This window comes from Burkholderia sp. BCC0044 (assembly GCF_902832955.1).
GTDB lineage: Bacteria > Pseudomonadota > Gammaproteobacteria > Burkholderiales > Burkholderiaceae > Burkholderia.
On sequence record NZ_CADFDO010000003.1, the window covers coordinates 66,924 to 85,051 of the forward strand.

Below are 18,128 nucleotides of genomic sequence, written 5' to 3' on the forward strand. Positions count from 1 at the left end.
GCGCGGGCGTCGTGGCACAGGCACACGACGCCCCGCGCGTGGCACGGCAACGGCGATCAGCCCACGCGGTACGCGTATTCGCGACGCTCCGCCTGCACGGGATCGTTGCGGCTTTCCGACAACGCGCCCGCGCGACGCTCGGCGATGAAGCGCTTGATGTCCGATTCCGCGCGCGCCAGCGCCGACAAGCCGGCCAGCACTTCGCCTTGCGGCTCGCGCGCCGGCGCGTCGCTCGCACCGTGACGATCGATCCACTGGCGTGCCCACTCGAGCGCGTACTGCTCGGCTGCCTCGGCATCGGTGAAGCGCGGGCCGATCAGGCCCGAGCGTTCGACCCGACGGTCGTCCTGCGAGATCTCGGCCCACGCGCGATACATCAGGTTCTGCACGGGCTGCGCGATGCCGCTGATCGTATAGCCGCGATACTCGTCGACCTGCGGCTCGGCCGCGGCGAAGCTCGTCGCCGACGCGCGCGCATGGCGCAACTCCGCGGCCGGCGCGCCGGGCACCGCGAACGACACGTCGGAACGGCCGTCCACCCGGTCGTCCGGCATCGTGCTCAGCGACGCACCCTCGCCCTGCCAAACGTTTGCCTGCGCAACTGGCAATTGCCACGACTCGGGGTTTTGCCAGAACACGCCGCGCAGACGGTCGTTGTCGGGCACGGGCTCCGCGCGACGGGCCGGCGCGACCGCCTCCGGTGGCGGCGGAATATACGCGAACGTGCGCCCGCTGAACTGGGTCAGCACGTCGATCATCTTCAGCAGCGTGCCGTTCGCGAGCCATTCCTCGTAGCGGCGACGGCACGTCGGCCCGGACGGATAACGACCGGGCAGCTTGGACCAGGCTTCCCCGGTCGTCAGGATCCACAGCACCGCGTTGGCGACGACACGCGGTTCGGCGCGTGGACGCCCGCGACGGTTCAGCCGGATGGGTTCATCGGCGATCAGCGCTGAAAGGCGAAACCACTCTTCATCGTTAAGCTCATCGAAGAACATAGTCGATCTCTCCACGCAGCCAGGCCGGGGCTGCGATTGGCGGCGCCGTCGCGACACTTCGCGTCGCGGGGCGGCCAGGTTGCACATTATGGTTATCCGGCGTTGTGCATACCGGGCGACACCGCACTTTCTCGGTGCCGCGATTCCCGGCAATGGCGCACAAATCGCGGTCTCACTCCAATGTGGGAATTTTTGTGCACGAAGCATACCATCCCTAGGGTTTATCTCAATATGACAATGACTTAATGTTACGCACTGAAACAACCTGCCATGGGCGGGCAAACCATTTATGCTTGAATTTTTTTGCGAGATCTTTATGCCAACGGCTGCAAAGGCCCGTCTGGCGGGGCTCCGCGGCATCCGACGAATGCGCTGAAACAGGCTGCGGCGGCCTGTTCCGCCCGCTCCCGGCAATACCCGCCGGAATGGTGTCCGGAAATCGGTAAATCAGGGGAAAATTCGTAACAAGATATTCACGAATCGGTAAATCATTCAATTTGCGTTGAATCAAATTATCCCGATGCACAATCTTTTTATTGTTTCCCTGCGAGTGATGAAAACACGCTGACGCGGCATGCCCGTTATGTCCCCGCATGCAAATCAGTCACGCTTGTTACATCTTCGCGGCAAGCGGCAAACAGCCGTGCCGCACGGCATGCGGCGCGGCTGTTTCGGGTCGGAACGGAAAGGAGGAAGCCGGCGAGCGCGGCTCGGAAGCGACGGCGGCGCTAGCGCAGATCGCCGGCCAGCGACGCGGCCACGTCCGCGTCGATGCGCTGCGGCGGCATCGTGTAGGCCGGGTGATCGCAGCCGATCGACAGCGCCGCCCCGCCCTTGAGCGCCGCGCGCATCGGCGCATCGAACTCGAAGCGGACGAAGTGTACGGCCGACGTTTTCTCGGCGGTGTCGCGCTCGAGATCCTCGTCGGCGATCGCGTAGACGCTCGCGTGCCCGTCGACCCGCAGGTACACGCGATCCTCGACACCGATCAGCCGCGCGAGCGCCGCGCGCCGTTCGATCTCGTGCTCGTACTCGATCTGCATCGTCGCCTTCAGGTTGGTGCCGTCGGGCACCAGCGGCAGATACGCTTCCAGCTCGCCTTCGATGCCGGCCTCGTCGAAGATCTTCTCGATGTGCAGCATCTCGTGGATCTGGTAGCGGATCGTCGTCTCGTCCTCGAACAGGAAACGCAGGTGGTTGCCGAGCGCCACCGCGCGGCGGCGCTTGTACGCGACGAGCCGCGCGTGTTCGGCCTTGCGGATCTTCGCGTACGCTTCGAGCGTCAGCAGGGAGTCGCGGGTCAGCGTCATGGATGGTCCTCGTGGATGACCGGTGGCGGCTCAGATGCCGTACGCGCGGCGCAGCAGCGTCAGCGGATGCGCGAGCGGCGCTTCCGGCAGCCCGTTCTCGTCGATGCCCTGCGCGATGTGATGGCCGGCGAGCGCGCAGTCGGACGACACGACGTCCGGCCGCGGCTCGGCCATCGCCTTGAACACCGGCGCGCCGATCCGCATCGCATCCGCATGAAATTCCTTCTTCACGCCGAACGTGCCCGCGTGGCCCGAGCAACGCTCGACGACGTTCACGCGCGTATCGGGCACGAGCGACAGCGCATCGGCCGTCTTGCGGCCGATGTTCTGCACGCGCGCATGGCACGGCACGTGATACGACACGGTGCCGAGGCCGGTCTTGAAATCGGTCTTCAGCAGTCCGTCGCGATGCCGCGCGATCACGTATTCGAACGGATCCCAGAACGCGTCGGCCACCGCGCGCACGGCTGCGTCGCCGGGGAACATCAGCGGCAGCTCGCTCTTGTACATCAGCACGCAGCTCGGAATCGCGCCGATCAATGCATAGCCGTCGCGCGCATAGCGTTCGAGCACCGGGATGTTCACCGCCTGCTTCGCCGCGACGCCGGCGAGGTTGCCTTGCTCCAGCAGCGGCATCCCGCAGCACGCTTCGCGCGTGACGAGTTCGTACGGGATCTCGTTGTGCGCGAGGATCGCGAGCAGGTCATGACCGATCCCCGGCTCGTTGAAATTCACGTAGCACGTCGCGTAGATCGCGACCTTGCCGGGCGTGCGTTCGCCGTCGCGCACGGGCGGATCGTCCGAGCGCTTCGCGGCGCGCCGGAACGTGCGCGGCGCGAATTCCGGCAGCCACGCGTCGCGATCGACGCCGAGCGCCGCTTCGAGCGCGTGGCGCGCGGGCGGCGTGCGGTTCACCGCGTTGATCGTCTGCGTGACGACCGGAATGCCGGCGAAATGGCCGAGCGCATCGGTATTCGACAGCACCTTGTCGCGCAGCGTCGCTTCGCCGCGCTTGTAACGCGCGGCCTTGCCGCGCAGCATCAGGTGCGGGAAGTCGACGTTCCATGCATGCGGCGGCACGTACGGGCATTTCGTCATGTAGCAAAGGTCGCACAGGTAGCACTGGTCGACGACCTTGCCGAACGCTTCCTTCGGCACTTCCTCGATGTCGCCCATCGGCGTGTCGTCGACCAGGTCGAACAGCGCCGGAAACGCGCCGCACAGCGACACGCAGCGCCGGCATCCCGCGCAGATGTCGAATACGCGGGTCATTTCCGCATCGATCGCGGCCTGGTCGTAGAACGCTTCGGACTGCCAGTCGAGCGGATGCCGGGTCGGGGCTTCGAGACTGCCTTCCTCGTGGGGCATGGGGGCGCTCCCGCATCGCGCGCATGTGCGCAAGCGCGCCGCCCGCACGATGCGGGCGGCGATGAACGAACAGCCGGCCGCGTGCCGGTCGCCCGGCGAGGCCGGGCAGCCTGCGGCGGCCTGTCAGTCGACGAGACTGTCCAGCGCCTTCGTGTAGCGGTTCGCGTGGCTGCGTTCGGCCTTCGCGAGCGTCTCGAACCAGTTCGCGATTTCGTCGAACCCTTCGTCGCGCGCGGTCTTCGCCATGCCCGGATACATGTCGGTGTATTCGTGCGTCTCGCCGGCGATCGCCGATTCGAGATTCAGCCGCGACGAACCGAACGGCAAGCCCGTGGCCGGATCGCCGACGGTTTCCAGGTATTCGAGATGGCCGTGCGCGTGGCCGGTTTCGCCTTCGGCAGTCGAGCGGAACAGCGCGGCGACGTCGTTCTGCCCCTCGACGTCGGCCTTCGAAGCGAAATACAGATAGCGCCGATTCGCCTGCGATTCGCCCGCGAATGCGGCCTTCAGGTTCTCTTCGGTCTTGCTGCCCTTGAGTTGAGCCATTTGCGCCTCCGTTCGAGTCGGCGCGGCCGCGTGCGACGCCGGGCCGATCAGATATGTGGGGAACGATGCGTGCGCCGGGCGCGCATCGTGCTCTTCAATCTAGGCGTTCGCGTTCGCATCACCCAATAGGCTTTTTCAATGCTCGCGATAGTGTGCTGGGTGGGGTGTCGGTGGACGGTTGGGGAGACGGGTGCGTGCGCTCGTCGTGCGTCGTGCGTCGTGCGGCATACGGCAGCGCGTCACGCATCCATCGCGCGCTTGAGCAGCAATTCGCGCTCGCGCTCGTTGCGCGTCAGCTCCGCCGCGCGGCGGAACTCCAGTTTGGCCTCGTCGGCGCGGCCCAGCTTGACGAGCAGATCGCCGCGCACGCTCGGCAGCCAGTGATAGCGCGCAAGCGCCGGATCGTCGCGCAGCACGTCGACGAGTTCGAGCGCGGCGGCCGGCCCGAACGCCATCCCCACCGCCACCGCGCGATTCAGCTCGACGACCGGCGACGGCGCGACTTCGGCGAGTGCGTCGTACAGCGCGACGATCTGCGCCCAATCCGTGTCCGCCGCGTGCCGCGCCCGCGCGTGGCACGCGGCGAGCGCGGCCTGCAGCGCATACGGCCCGCGCACGCCGCCGAGCTTCGTCGCCCGCTCCAGCGCCGCGAGGCCGCGCCGGATCAGCAACGGATCCCAGCGGCTGCGATCCTGGTCGAGCAGCAGCACGGGCCGGCCCTGCGCGTCGACGCGGGCATGCATGCGCGACGCCTGCAGCTCCATCAGCGCGACGAGCCCGAGCACTTCGCTTTCGTCCGGCGCGAGCCCGGCCAGCACGCGGCCGAGCCGCAACGCCTCGTCGCACAGCGCCGGACGCATCCAGTCGTCGCCCGCCGTCGCCGCATGGCCTTCGTTGAACACGAGATAGATCACTTCGAGCACCGACGCGAGCCGCGCCGGCCGCGCATCGGCGGCCGGCACCTCGAACGGCACGTGCGCGGCCGACAGCGTGCGCTTCGCGCGCACGATCCGCTGCGCGATCGTCGGCTCGGGCGTCAGGAACGCGCGCGCGATCTCGCCCGTCGTCAGCCCGCCGAGCAGCCGTAGCGTCAGCGCGACGCGCGCATCGGTCGACAGCACCGGGTGGCACGACGTGAAGATCAGCCGCAGCAGATCGTCGCCGATGTCGTCGTCGCGCGCGTCGGCGAGCGCCTCGGCGATGTCGGGGACGACGTGCGCTTCAAGCGCGTCCATCTCGTGGCCGAGCTGGTCGCGCTTCGCCGCGTGAAGCGACTCCTGCCGGACCCGGTCGAGCGCGCGACGCTTCACGGCCGTCATCAGCCAGGCGGCCGGGTTGTCGGGCACGCCGTCGACGGGCCAGTGCTCGAGCGCCGCGACGAGCGTGTCCTGCGCCAGTTCCTCGGCCACGCCGACGTCGCGCACCACGCGCGCGGCGCGCGCGATGATCTTCGGCGCCTCGATTCGCCAGACCGCTTCGATCGCACGATGCGTGGCCTCATGCGTCACGACGCCTGCCCCTGGGCGGACGCATCCAGCGGCATGGCCATCAGCTCCCACGTGTGGCCGTCCGGATCGGTGAACCCGTGGCCGTACATGTTCGGGTACTCGCGCGGCGCCTGCGGCGCGGCCCCGCCGGCCGCCAGCGCCTTCGCGACGATCGCGTCGACTTCGGCGCGGCTGTCGCACGACAGGCACGACAACACCTGGATGTGCGTCGCCGGATCGATGATGGTCTTGTCGGTGAAGGTCTGGAAAAACGGCCGCACGAGCAGCATCGCGAAGATCGTGTCGCTGATCCGGATGCAGGCGGCCTGCTCGTTGGTATAGGCCGGCACGACCTCGAAGCCGAGCGCCTGGTAGAACGTCTTCGCGCGCGGCAGGTCGGCTACCGGCAGGTTGATGAAAACCATCTTGTGCATGACGGGTGCTCCCGGTGAGATTGGATTCAGGCGTGGCTGCGGCCGACGTGGAGATCGCGGAACCGCTCGACCGCGTCGCTCGGCGTGAGGTCGTCGAGCTCGAACAGCGGCCGCACCTCGATCTCGCAATCGAGCTCGGCGCCGAACGGCGCGGGGAACCGGCGCGTCCATTCGAGCGCCTCGTCGCGCGAGCGCACCTGGATCAGCGTATAGCCGGCGATCAGTTCCTTCGTTTCGGCGAACGGCCCGTCGATCACCGTGCCCTTGCCGCCCGTGTAGCGCACGCGCCAGCCGTGGGCGCTCGACCTCAGGCCGTTGGCGTCGAGCAGCACGCCGGCCTTCGCCAGTTCCTCGTGATAGACCGTCATCGCCTCGACCAGCCGGTTGTCCGGCAACGCGTCGGATTCGCTGACGGCGTTCGCCCGGATCATGATCATGAATCGCATCGGTTACTCCTTGTCGTCGGTGGAAAGCGGCGCCCGCTCCGCAGCGCCTTACCCGGACGACGGGCGGAAGACGGCCGGATCGACACGCGCCACGACAAATCAGGGTAAATACCGAGTCGCGACGCTCACAGGAAGCACGGGCCGACCGCGCGCACCTCGACCGTGCACCACTGCGCGGCCGGGCACTGGCGCGCAATTTCGATCGCTTCCTCGCGCGTGTCGACGTCGACGAGGAAGAAGCCGCCGACCATCTCCTTCGCCTCGGCGAACGGGCCGTCGAGCAGCCGCGTCTCGCCATCGCGCACCTGCACGCGCGTGCCGCGCTCGGACCGCTCCAGCGACTCGACGCCGCGCAGCACGCCGCGCGCCTTCAGCGACTCGGCGAAATCGACCATCCGCGCATAGAGCGCCTGGCCTTCGTCGAGCGTGCGCTCGGCGCGCTGTTCGGTCGGTTCGACAATCAACAGCATGTAAGACATGGGTTTCTCCTGAGGGGACGGGGCGCGGCGACGCACGCCGGGCGAGCGGCACACGACGCCCGGTGCGAAAGCGTAACAGCCGCGGAGCGGCTTGCCGCATCGTTGGCCAACCGGCACTGGCCGGACGGCCATTTCGGCCGCAGCCTGACATTTTGCCTTCAAGATGCGGTCCCGAACTGTCGGATTTTCATCCTGTGGACCGTCCCATGTCACGCCCGCTTGCCCTGTTTGCCGTTGCGCTGTTGCTAGTGCTGTCCGTCGTGCTGGCCGTGGCCCGCGTTGCCCGGCCTGCCGACGCCGCGCTGCCGATCGGCGGCGGTTGCGGCGCCGCCGCCACGGCGATCGCCGAGATCCGCCGCGCCGGCGGCCCGTCGCCGCTCGCCGGGCAAACGACGTCGATCGAAGCGGTCGTCACCGCGGCGTTCGGCGGCGCCGACGGCCTGGGCGGCTTCTTCGTCCAGCAGGCCGACGCACAGCGGCAACGCCGGCCGGGCGTTCCGGAAGGCCTGTTCGTCTACGCGCCGAACGCGCGCGCCGAACCCGGCGATCTCGTGCATCTGACCGGCCAGGTCGACGAGCGATACGGCCGGACGCAGTTCACGCTGTCGGGCCGCGTGACCGTCTGCGCACGCGGGCAGACGGTCACGCCGGCAGCGCTCACGCTGCCGGTCGCGTCGCCCGCGATCCTGGCCGCGCACGAAGCCATGCGCGTGCGCCTGCCGCAAACGCTGACGGTCAGCGATACCTACGAACTCGGCCGCTACGGCAGCATCGTGCTGAGCAACGGCCGGCTGCGCGTGCCGACCCAGGTCGCGACGCCGGCCGACGCTGCCGCGCAAGCAGCGGCCAACGCACTGAACCGCATCGTGCTCGACGACGGTTCGAGCCGCCGCGACCCGGCCGCGGTGCGCTATCCGCCGCCCGCGCTGAGCGCCGCCAACACGCTGCGCGCGGGCTACACGGTGCGCGGCGTCGAAGGCGTGCTCGAATGGCGCTACGGCGCATGGCGGCTGCAACCGGTGGCCGGTGCCGCGCCCGTATTCGATGCCGCCGCGAACCCGCGTACCGCGGCGCCGGCCCGGCATCCCGATGCCGACGTGCGCATCGTGTCGTTCAACGTCTTCAACTATTTCAACGGCGACGGCCGTGGCGGCGGATTCGACGCGCCGGACAACCGCGGCGCGAAAACGCCCGCCGTGTTCGCGCGGCAGGAAGCGAAGATCGTCGCGGCGTTGCGCGCGCTGCGCGCCGACGTGATCGGGCTGATGGAAATCGCGAACAACGGCCACGGCGACGCGAGCGCCGTGAGGCGTCTCGCCGCGCAACTCGGCGACGGCTGGCGCACGGTCGACCCCGGCACCGCGCGGCTGGGCCGCGACGCGATCGCGGTCGCGCTGCTGTACGACAGCCGCACGGTCGAGCCGGTCGGGCGCGCCGCCACCGTCTCACTCGGCCGGCGGCATCGCCCGCCGCTCGCGCAGACGTTCCGGCGCATCGGCGGCACGCGCGCGTTCACGGTCGCCGTCAATCACCTGAAGTCGAAGAACTGCCCGGGCGCACGCGGCGCCGATCTCGATCAGTCCGACGGCCAGGGCTGCTGGAACGCGGCACGCACGCGGGCTGCCACGCGCATTGCCGACTGGCTCGCCACCGCGCCGACGGGTGCCACGACCGACCTCGTGCTGCTGATCGGCGATCTGAACAGTTATGCGAAGGAAGACCCGGTTCGCACGCTCGAAGCGCGCGGCTACGCGAACGTGGTTGCGCGCTTCGTCGGCGATGCTGCGTACAGCTACGTATTTCGCGGCGAAGCCGGCACGCTCGACCACGCGCTGGCCACGCCGCCGCTCGCCGCGCGCGTGAAGGCCGTGGGATTCTGGCACATCAATGCGGACGAACCGCTCGTCCTGCAACCCGTGCCCGATTACAAAACGTCCGCGCGACGGTCGTCTTATTACGCACCGGACGCCTACCGCTCGTCGGACCACGACCCCGTCGTCATCGACGTCGCGCTGGACGCCGGCCGCACACCCGCGGCAGCAGGCACGAATAGTGCGCCTCCACCGGGCGTCGAGTAGTGCATTTGCATCAGCATTCAACGTGCAACGGCACTATTTACCTGATGCCCCTGGCAACGCCATATTTACCGGACCTTCACTGCGACCCGCTGCTCGACACGCTGAATCGCCGCGAAACGCGAAATTTTTTCAACCGCCGCGCCGCCCCGCGCGACGGGGTTTCCCGGCGATCCTGCCGACGAATTGAAAATTTGTCTCGAAACTCAATCGGATCAAGTGAATCACATCAGTTGCTGGGAATCGTCTTATCTTCAAATTGCCTGGAATCGAAGGAGGATAAACACCATGGCGCTTACCGACTCGATCGAACACAAGCTGGACCGCGGCCTGTCCGACATCCGTCGCACCGGCCGGCGCGTGGGCCGCACGACGCGCTCGGCTGCCCGCGATCTGCATGACGACGTGACCGACGATCTGCGCGGGCTGGTCGACGAACTGGAAGACCTGCTGAAAAACGATGGCGATGGCGATATCGCCGCGCTGCGCAAGCGCGTGCAATCCCGGCTCGATGAAGCACGCGGCGCGCTCGACTACGCGTCGGGCAGCGCGGCCGCCCGGCTGCGCGATTCGGCCGAACGCGTATCGCAGGTCGTGCACGAGAACCCGTGGCAAACCGCCGGCGTCGTCGCGGGCCTCGCGTTCGTCGCGGGCCTGCTCCTTTCCCGCCGTTGAACGGGGCTGCGTGTACCGTCGCCCGCCCCGTCCGTCATCCATCCGACAACGAAGGAGAAACGCCATGCAGAAGTCCCTCGCCATGAAAGCCGCCGCCGCCGTGATGCTCGGCAGCCTCGCCCTCGCCGGCTGCACGACCACGCCCGACAGACCCGACAACGCCTCGGCCAGCGCGTCGAAGCGCGAGTCGATCGACGCCAGCGTGAATGCGACGCTGTCGCGCCTGTATTCGACGGTACCGGGTTCGCGTGACCTGGTCTCGAAGGCACGCGGCGTCCTCGTGTTCCCGAACGTGCTGCAGGCCGGCTTCATCGTCGGCGCCCAGTCCGGCAACGGCGCGCTGCGCGTCGGCGGCAGCACCGTCGGCTACTACAACACGTCGTCGCTGTCGGTCGGCCTCCAGGCCGGCGCGCAATCGAAGGCGGTGGTGTTCCTGTTCATGACGCAGGATGCGCTCGACTCGTTCCGCAAGTCGGAAGGCTGGTCGGCCGGCGCCGACGCGTCGGTTGCAGTGGTGAAGGTCGGCGCGAACGGCGCGGTCGACACCAACACGGCCACCGCACCGGTCGAAGTGCTGGTCCTGACCAACGCGGGCCTGATGGGCGACCTGTCGGTGAACGGCACGAAGGTCACCAAGCTCCACATCTGACGATGCGGCACGCGGCGTCGCGCCGCGTTCGCCTCCCGGCAGCGCCGCGGCCCCGGCCGCGGCGTTTTCGCATGTGCGTCACGCAGCGGCTATGATCGCGGCACCTTTGCGGGCATACTCCGCATGGGCCGCCCGGCGGCGCGTTTCGCCGCGAACCCGACGTTCGCGAACCGATCGCGCGCGGGGCAACGAGATTCAATCAAACCACGCATCAATCTGCGCGAATGTCACCCATGGATAGCGGACACGATCACCAAAAATTCTTCTATTTCCTGCTGTTCGCGGTCACCGTCGGACTCTGCTGGATCCTCGCGCCGTTCTTCGGCGCCGTGTTCTGGGGCACCATTCTCGCGATCCTGTTCCAGCCCGTGCAGCGCTGGCTGGCCGCGCGCTTCGGCAAGCGGCGCAACCTGGCCGCACTCCTCACGTTGTCGTTGATCATCCTGATCGTGATCCTGCCGCTGGTGTTCGTCGCCGGGACGCTCGTGCAGGAAATCGCGTACGTGTACCAGGAGCTCAAGGACGCGCAGCCGAACTACTCGAAGTACTTCCAGGACATCATCCACGCGCTGCCGTCGTCGATCCAGCATCTGCTGCAGAAATACGGGCTGTCCAACATCCCGGGCATCCAGAAGAAGCTGACCGACGGCGCCGCGCAGATCAGCCAGTTCGCGGCCACCCAAGCGCTCAGCATCGGCCAGAACACGTTCCAGTTCATCGTGAGCTTCGGCGTGATGCTGTACATGGTGTTCTTCCTGCTGCGCGACGGCGGCGAGATCGGCCGCCGCGTGCGCCGCGCGCTGCCGCTCGACGACGAGCACAAGAACCTGCTGCTCGCGAAATTCACGACGGTCGTGCGCGCGACCGTGAAAGGCAACATCGCGGTCGCGCTCGTGCAGGGCGCGCTCGGCGGCCTGATCTTCTGGATCCTCGGGATCGAGGGCGTCGTGCTGTGGGGTGCGCTGATGGCGTTCCTGTCGCTGCTGCCCGCGATCGGCGCGGGCCTCGTGTGGGTGCCGGCCGCGCTCTACCTGCTGATGATCGGCGCGGTCTGGAAGTGCGTGATCCTCGTCGTGTTCTGCGTCGGCGTGATCGGCCTCGTCGACAACCTGCTGCGCCCGATCCTCGTCGGCAAGGACACGAAGATGCCCGACTGGGTCGTGCTGATCTCGACGCTCGGCGGGATGGCGCTGTTCGGCATCAACGGCTTCGTGATCGGGCCGCTCGTCGCCGCGCTGTTCATGGCGAGCTGGGACATCTACGCGCGCGCCGAACAGGGCGAATGACGCGCGTCCGGCCGCCGGCGATCCGCACGCGTGCGGAACTCGCCCGTCAAGGATGACGGATATGGATCACGACGGGCGCCACGGCGCCCGTTGCTTCATCCGCCGCGGCCGTCATCACGCCGCCATGCGGGCCGACGCGATGAACCCGGCCCGGTGCCAGCAGCACGCTTTGCCCGGCGTGCGCATCGCGCCACGTGGCGCGCACCGCCGCGCCGCCGTCCGGCGCGAGCAGCGCGCCGTCGAGCCCGACCAGTGCGACCAACGCGACCTGCGCACCGGGCAAGCGCCGGCCATGCGCATCGAACCGGAGCGTCGCCGTTGCCCCGCCGTCGGTCGCCTTCCGCGCGTCGACCTGCCCGCCCGCCGGGGTATCGAGCGTCACGTCGTAGAGATCGACGAGCGAGCCGGTGAAGCGCACGACGCCATCCGGCGTGGGCTGTCCGGCCGCCGCCGCATTCGACATTGCGTTCGACATCGCCAGCACGATACCCAGCCCGAACACCATCCTCCGCACGACCCCGGCGCCCACTGCCGTTACCGATGCCGATCGCTTCGCGTCGTTGCGCATGTTCCCTCTCCTCTGCCGCGTGACCAGAAAAACAGGCGGCGTGACGCGTCGGTCACGCCGCCTGTGTGCTGGCCATCACTGTAGGGAGAGCGGCCCGGACTATATATGGGACAAGTCCTAAACTGAAGTCGGATTGATCGAACTCAGCGCGGTCGATACGCGCCCGCGGCCCGATCCGACAGCCGTGACACCCCCGTCACGCGTCCGGATCGACGCGCAGCACGAGCTTGCCGCGATGGTCGCCGTCGAACAGGCGATTCAGCACGTCGGGCGCGTTTTCGAGACCGTCGGCCACGGTTTCCTCGGCCTTGAGCCGGCCGTCGCGCAGCCAGCCCGCGAGCGTCTGCACGGCTTCGCGACTCTTGCGGTAGTCGAGGATCAGGAAGCCGCGCATCGTGAGCCGCTTCGAGATCAGCACGCCGACGTCGTCGGCCGCGCGGCCGCTGTTGTAGTTCGAGATCACGCCGCACAGCGCGACCCGCCCGCCGATCACCATCCGCGACAGCACCGCGCGCATCACCTCGCCGCCGACGTTCTCGAAGTTCACGTGCACGCCGTCCGGCGTCGCCGCCTTCAGTTGCTGGCGGAAATCGTCGGCCTTGTAGTCGACGGCCGCGTCGAAGCCGAGCGTCTCGGTCAGGTAGCGGCACTTGTCCGCGCCGCCCGCGATGCCGACCACGCGTGCGCCGTGGATCTTGCCGATCTGCCCGGCGATCGACCCGACCGAGCCGGCCGCCGCCGACACGACGAGCGTTTCGCCCGGCTGCACCGGCGCGATGTCGGTGAGCCCGTAGTACGCGGTCAGCCCGCTCATCCCGCACGCGCCGAGCAGCGTCGGCAGCGGCAAGCCCGACTGCGCGGGCAGCTTCACGAGCTGCGCGGCCTGCTCGGCCGGCACCGCCGCGTAGTCCTGCCAGCCGACGAGCCCCTGCACGTGATCGCCTTGCGCGAACCCCGCGTGGCGCGACGCGACCACGCGGCCGATACCGAGCGCGCGCATCACCTCGCCGATCGCGACGGGCGGCAGGTACTGCGGCACGTCGCTCATCCACACGCGGTTGGTCGGGTCCATCGACAGGTACAGCACGCGCACGAGCACCTCGCCGTCGGCGAGCGCCGGCACCGGCGTCTCGACGAGCGAAAAATGTTCGCGGCCGACCCGCCCTTCCGGGCGCGTCTTCAGCAGCAGTTGACGGTTCACGGGTGTCGACATGATGTTCTCCTCCAATCGTTGTGGTTCGGGATGCGCGTCAGACCGCGCACATGCCGCCGTCGATCACGAGTTCGGCGGCCGTCACGAAGCGGCTCTCGTCGGATGCGAGATACACGGCCGCATGCGCGACGTCGTCCGGCTCGCCGAGCCGGCGCAGCGGAATGCCGCGCGCGAGCTTGCGCGTCGCGTCGCGTTCGCCGAGCGACTGGAACAGCGGCTCGACGATCCCCGTGCGGATGAACGCCGGGTGAATCGAATTGCAGCGCACGTCGATCTCGCGGCGCGCGCAATCGATCGCGACCGACTTCGTCAGCGACGCGACCGCCGCCTTCGACGCGTTGTACGCGGTGAAATCCGGCTCGACCTTGAACGCGGCGACCGACGAGATGTTGATGATCGACGCGGGATGGCTCTCGGCCAGATACGACAGCGCATGCTTGCAGCCGAGCACGATGCTCTCGACGTTGATCGCCATCACGCGCCGCCATTCGTCCAGCTCGATTTGCGCGGGCGAGCCGATCGAGCCAACGCCCGCGTTGTTGACGAGCACCGACAGCCCGACCATCGCATCGGTCGCCTGCGCGAGCAGCGCCTGCCAGCGCGCTTCGTCGCGCACGTCCTGGGTCGCGGCGAACGCGACCGGCGTCGCGTGGCCCGCGTTGAGTTCCTGCGCGAACGCGTCGAGCACCGCCGCTTCCGCGATGTCGGTCACGAACACGCGCGCGCCCTGCTCGACCATCCGGCGCGCGATCGCGCGGCCGAGGCCGCCCGCGGCGCCCGTGATGTATGCGCACTTGCCGGCGAGGCGCGGAGAAACGATTGCCATGTGACCTGCTCCTGTCTTGAATCGTCGTCGCGGAACGCCGCCGCGACGGGGTTGCCGTGCATCTGCCGGCCGACGCGTGGGGGTTGCCCGTGCGCCGGCACGCCGGCGCATCGCACGGTTTGCGCGAGTATATCGGGACGAGTGCGACGCACGCCGGAGCGGCCGGGCGGCCTGCCCGCGCTTGGACGACAGCCAGCGTACGCGAATGCCGCCGATCGATGAAATGAATATTCGTTATGCCCGGTCATAGATATGGCTCATGACTTGCGCGTACCGGCGCCGGTGCGCAAACAGGGCCGGCGCGACCGGTCGGGTGGACCGGCCGATGAACCGCATCGTCGGATCACGCAAGTTGCGTTCCGCACCGCGGAGAACGCAATCGGGAAGATGAGCCGGCATGGCCTCGTGCACCCGCCGGAACACGCCGGACGAACGCCGGCGGCAAGAAAGCGGCGCGGGGGCGCGGCGCCGACCACCGGCAATCGGCAATCGGCAACCGTCAGAACCGATCGCCCGACGGCGCACGCACGAACGCGCAGAGCTGCGGCGAATGCGTGTCGATCATCTGCTGGAACGGCGCGCGGTGCCCGTACGCGATGCCCGACACGAGCAGCAGGCAGACCGCCGCGACGCGCGGCGAGAACGCGCGCTGCCGCACGCCGTCGTAGCCGCGCAGAAACACCAGCGCGACCAGCGCGCCGAGCATCCAGCCGGCGACGACTTCCGGCACGGTGTGCGAGTGATCGAACACGCGCGCGACGGCCGTGATCGCGCCGACGGCCAGCCCGGCCGCGATGCCCGGCGCCTTGCCCGGCCGGAACGCCTGCCACAGCATCGACAGCGCGACCGTCCACACGGACGTCGACAGCATCGTATGGCCGCTGATCATGCGGAAATCGAATTGCGCAAGCTCGACGCCGCAGCCGGCATAGAGGATCTTCGTCGCGCCGACGACGCCCATGCCGGCGGCCAGCAGCACGCCCCAGCGGGCGGCGAGGCGCCAGTCGGTCAGCACGAGCCATGCCGCGCAGGTCAGCGCGATCGGCAAGGTCAGCGCGGCATCGCCGATATTGCTGATTTCACTCCACATAACGGACTTCGGGGGACGATCGAAAGGCGCAGTTTACCGCATGCGCGCAGCGCGCCTGTGTCAGCCTGTGACAGGCTGTATCAGCCCGCGACACCGGTAATCAGCAGCAGGTTCGTGCCGGTGATCACGGCGAACAGCGCCCATGCGGCCACCTGCATCCCGCGGCCGATCGCATGTTCGCCCATCGTGCGGCGGTCGCTGACCGAGCGGATCAGCGGCCACATCGCGAACGGCAACTGCAGGCTCAGCAGCACCTGGCTCCAGACGAGCAGTTGCCCGACCGAGCCGTCGCCGAGCCACAGCACGCCGATCAGCGCCGGCACGAGCGCGAGCCCGCGCGTGATCAGGCGGCGCTGGTAGCACGGGATCTTCGTATGCAGGAAACCGTCCATGATGACCTGGCCGGCGATCGTGCCGGTCAGCGTCGAGCTCTGCCCCGACGCGAGCAGCGCGATGCCGAACAACAGCGCGGCCGCGCCGCCCGCGATCGGCGTGATCAGCCGGTACGCCTGCTCGATGTCGGTCACGTTGTGCTGGCCGGTCGCATGAAACGCCGCGCCCGCGACGACGAGGATCGCCGCGTTGACGAGCATCGCGACGAACAGCGACACGCAGGTATCGATGCGCACGAGCGCCAGCGTGTCGCGGATCACGCCGCGCGCGCCGCCGACCACGTGCCGCGTCTGCACGACCGACGAATGCAGATACAGGTTGTGCGGCATGATCGTCGCGCCGACGATGCCGAGCGCGAGCACGATCGCGTCCTTGCGGTCGTGGCCGGGATCGCCCGGCACGAGCCCGCCGACCACCGCATGCCAGTCGGGCGGCGTGATCGCCACCTGCGCGACGAAGCAGAACGCCATCGTCGCGATCAGCCCGAGCACGATCGCCTCGATCTGCCGGAAGCCCTTGCCCTGCAGGCCGAGCACGATCACCGTGTCGAGCGCGGTCAGCACGACGCCCCACGCGAGCGGCACGCCGAGCAGCAGCTTGAACGCGAGCGCGCAGCCGAGCACTTCCGCGATGTCGCACGCGATGATCGACACTTCGGCGGTGATCCACTGCACGAGGCGGCCGAACCGGCCGTAGCGCTCGTAGCTGGCCTGCGCGAGATCCTTGCCCGCGACGAGCCCGAGCCGCGCCGCGAGCATCTGCAGGAAGATCGCCGCGAGGCTCGAGAACGCGACGACCCACAGCAGCGAATAGCCGAACTGCGAGCCGGCCTGGATATCGGTCGCCCAGTTGCCGGGGTCCATGTAGCCGATCGCGACCAGCAGGCCGGGGCCGAAGAAACGCCTGAGCTTCTGCCAGCGCGGCGCGGCGGCGTCGATCGTGATGCTGCCCTTTACTTCCGACGGGCAGAAAGGGGCGGTGGCGGTAGTGGGAAGGAAGGGCATGGAAACCGGGAATCGAGATCGCGACACGACGATTCTACGGGTATCCGTCCCGTTTTCTCGTGCGCGTCCACGCACGCGTCGCAATCCGCGTCGTCGCCGTCGCAACACGCGGCCGCGTGTCCGTCATCCGGATCGCGCGACGCCGTGCCGTGCGCGAGGATTTTTTCCCGCTCGGCGACGCGAAATTCGGTCGGCGACATCAACAGGCGCTGGCGAAACAGCTTCGCGAGCCGCTCGCCGCTGCCGAACCCGGTGCGCCGCGCGACCTTGTCGGCCGGCAGCGTCGTATGGATCAGCATGTGGCACGCCCGTTCGAGCCGCACGTGCTGGACGAACTCGGTCGGCGTCACGCCGATTTCCTTCTTGAAGCGCCGCAGGAAATTGCGCTCGCTCATCGCGGCCGCCTGCGCGGCGTTCGCGATCGAGATGCGGTTCACGCTCTGCGCGCGCAGCCGCTGCGCGGACATCCGGATCGACGGGCTCGCGCTCAGTTCGCGGAACGCCCACATCGACTGCACATAGCGCTGCTCGACCGGCCGCATCATGTTGCTGGCGATCTCCTGCGCGGCGCTGTCGCCGAGGTCGGCGCGGAACATGTCGAGCGCGGCGGCGAACACGTCGGTCCCGCCGGCCCGCGATTCGATCGTCGTGGCGGCGCGGCGCCGGGCCCTGGCCGGCCGCGCGTCGATCGACGACGACGGCCGCCGCGCGGCGGCGAGCGCGGGCAGATCCATCGCGTCGACGATCCAGCGCGCACGCTGACGAATGTCGGCCAGGCGCTGCTGCAACGCGTCGTCCCAATTGACTGCCGCACGCTCGCCATGAAGATGAAAGAACGCGAGCGCACGGCGGCTGTGTTCGTCGCCGAGCGGATCGGCCGCGATTCTCACGCCAGACGACGACTGCAACAGTCCCCCGCTTTCGGATACGTACTTCAGCTGGTAATCCACGCCGTACCCGTGCAGGCGATTCGCCAGGTTGAAGGCCTCGCCAAGACGCGCGGCCTGGGCCAACGAAAACCCCGTACTCAAATAGATAATGACCCACCGCTGATCTGCTGCATTCACTGGCCAAGCCCCCGACTTGTTCGACTTCTTCTAATACCGTCGAACTGTCAGGCTTATATTTGGTTTGAATGCGTGCGACAGGACGGCTATCCCGAAATATGAAGCGACGGCATCTTAGCCGAACGGGTAGTGCCTTTGGCGCGAAATGGCCGACGGGGACAGCATGATGGCGGATTACTACAGGCTGCCGCGTGCCATTGGTATGCCGGCACAG

18 protein-coding genes are annotated in these 18,128 nt (G+C 68.2%); 4 read left to right on the forward strand and 14 right to left on the reverse strand.

All coding sequences use genetic code 11. The features are described 5' to 3' along the window. Positions 1 to 56 precede the first annotated feature (56 nt). The 8 genes from HWX14_RS17235 to HWX14_RS17270 form a co-directional block, all read right to left on the reverse strand. Entirely contained in the window at positions 57 to 998 is a 942-nt protein-coding gene (locus tag HWX14_RS17235) for a transposase (RefSeq protein WP_175883660.1), read from the reverse strand. A gap of 728 nt (positions 999 to 1,726) precedes the next feature. Continuing rightward, positions 1,727 to 2,308, reverse strand: coding sequence for a DUF3501 family protein (locus HWX14_RS17240; protein ID WP_175883661.1), 582 nt, complete (start codon positions 2,306 to 2,308; stop codon positions 1,727 to 1,729). 30 nt (positions 2,309 to 2,338) lie between these two features. Beyond that, the gene (locus tag HWX14_RS17245; protein WP_175883662.1) at positions 2,339 to 3,676 is read right to left on the reverse strand and encodes a heterodisulfide reductase-related iron-sulfur binding cluster; all 1,338 of its coding nucleotides are present in this window, start codon (positions 3,674 to 3,676) and stop codon (positions 2,339 to 2,341) included. A 123-nt stretch (positions 3,677 to 3,799) separates the two neighbouring features. Then, complete coding sequence (locus HWX14_RS17250) at positions 3,800 to 4,222, reverse strand: rubrerythrin family protein (protein WP_006479492.1); 423 nt, start codon at positions 4,220 to 4,222, stop codon at positions 3,800 to 3,802. A 239-nt stretch (positions 4,223 to 4,461) separates the two neighbouring features. Next, positions 4,462 to 5,730 (reverse strand): RNA polymerase sigma factor, encoded by a 1,269-nt coding sequence (locus tag HWX14_RS17255; RefSeq protein WP_175883663.1) that lies wholly within the window; start codon positions 5,728 to 5,730, stop codon positions 4,462 to 4,464. Continuing rightward, entirely contained in the window at positions 5,727 to 6,143 is a 417-nt protein-coding gene (locus HWX14_RS17260; protein WP_175883664.1) for a VOC family protein, read from the reverse strand. The genes HWX14_RS17255 and HWX14_RS17260 overlap by 4 nt, the downstream gene beginning before the upstream one ends. Positions 6,144 to 6,169: 26 nt before the next feature. Continuing rightward, a complete protein-coding gene (locus tag HWX14_RS17265; protein WP_006482945.1) occupies positions 6,170 to 6,589 on the reverse strand; it encodes a YciI family protein in 420 nt (139 codons plus the stop codon). Positions 6,590 to 6,714: 125 nt separating this feature from the next. Further along, the gene (locus HWX14_RS17270) at positions 6,715 to 7,068 is read right to left on the reverse strand and encodes a YciI family protein (protein ID WP_006482933.1); all 354 of its coding nucleotides are present in this window, start codon (positions 7,066 to 7,068) and stop codon (positions 6,715 to 6,717) included. A 206-nt stretch (positions 7,069 to 7,274) separates the two neighbouring features. On the opposite strand from HWX14_RS17270, the gene HWX14_RS17275 reads away from it, so the two are divergent. The 4 genes from HWX14_RS17275 (at position 7,275) to HWX14_RS17290 (ending at position 11,753) form a co-directional block, all read left to right on the forward strand. Further along, positions 7,275 to 9,146 (forward strand): ExeM/NucH family extracellular endonuclease, encoded by a 1,872-nt coding sequence (locus HWX14_RS17275; protein WP_175883665.1) that lies wholly within the window; start codon positions 7,275 to 7,277, stop codon positions 9,144 to 9,146. 285 nt (positions 9,147 to 9,431) lie between these two features. After that, a complete protein-coding gene (locus tag HWX14_RS17280; RefSeq protein ID WP_175883666.1) occupies positions 9,432 to 9,818 on the forward strand; it encodes a DUF883 family protein in 387 nt (128 codons plus the stop codon). A gap of 64 nt (positions 9,819 to 9,882) precedes the next feature. Further along, a complete protein-coding gene (locus HWX14_RS17285; protein WP_175883667.1) occupies positions 9,883 to 10,467 on the forward strand; it encodes a YSC84-related protein in 585 nt (194 codons plus the stop codon). A 233-nt stretch (positions 10,468 to 10,700) separates the two neighbouring features. Beyond that, positions 10,701 to 11,753 (forward strand): AI-2E family transporter, encoded by a 1,053-nt coding sequence (locus HWX14_RS17290; protein ID WP_175883668.1) that lies wholly within the window; start codon positions 10,701 to 10,703, stop codon positions 11,751 to 11,753. 46 nt (positions 11,754 to 11,799) lie between these two features. Here the strand turns inward: HWX14_RS17290 and HWX14_RS17295 are convergent, their stop codons facing one another. From HWX14_RS17295 to HWX14_RS17320, 6 genes are all read right to left on the reverse strand, one after another. Continuing rightward, positions 11,800 to 12,321 (reverse strand): thioesterase, encoded by a 522-nt coding sequence (locus tag HWX14_RS17295; protein ID WP_175883669.1) that lies wholly within the window; start codon positions 12,319 to 12,321, stop codon positions 11,800 to 11,802. Positions 12,322 to 12,517: 196 nt separating this feature from the next. Then, entirely contained in the window at positions 12,518 to 13,534 is a 1,017-nt protein-coding gene (locus tag HWX14_RS17300) for an NADP-dependent oxidoreductase (protein WP_175883670.1), read from the reverse strand. A 37-nt stretch (positions 13,535 to 13,571) separates the two neighbouring features. Next, positions 13,572 to 14,360, reverse strand: coding sequence for an SDR family oxidoreductase (locus tag HWX14_RS17305; protein ID WP_175883671.1), 789 nt, complete (start codon positions 14,358 to 14,360; stop codon positions 13,572 to 13,574). A gap of 499 nt (positions 14,361 to 14,859) precedes the next feature. Then, complete coding sequence (locus HWX14_RS17310; RefSeq protein ID WP_175883672.1) at positions 14,860 to 15,450, reverse strand: phosphatase PAP2 family protein; 591 nt, start codon at positions 15,448 to 15,450, stop codon at positions 14,860 to 14,862. Positions 15,451 to 15,530: 80 nt separating this feature from the next. Then, positions 15,531 to 16,847 (reverse strand): Nramp family divalent metal transporter, encoded by a 1,317-nt coding sequence (locus HWX14_RS17315; RefSeq protein ID WP_175883673.1) that lies wholly within the window; start codon positions 16,845 to 16,847, stop codon positions 15,531 to 15,533. Beyond that, positions 16,796 to 17,860: a helix-turn-helix domain-containing protein gene (locus tag HWX14_RS17320; protein ID WP_175883674.1), complete on the reverse strand. Its 1,065-nt coding sequence runs from the start codon at positions 17,858 to 17,860 to the stop codon at positions 16,796 to 16,798. The genes HWX14_RS17315 and HWX14_RS17320 overlap by 52 nt, the downstream gene beginning before the upstream one ends. Between the last annotated feature and the right edge of the window lie 268 nt (positions 17,861 to 18,128).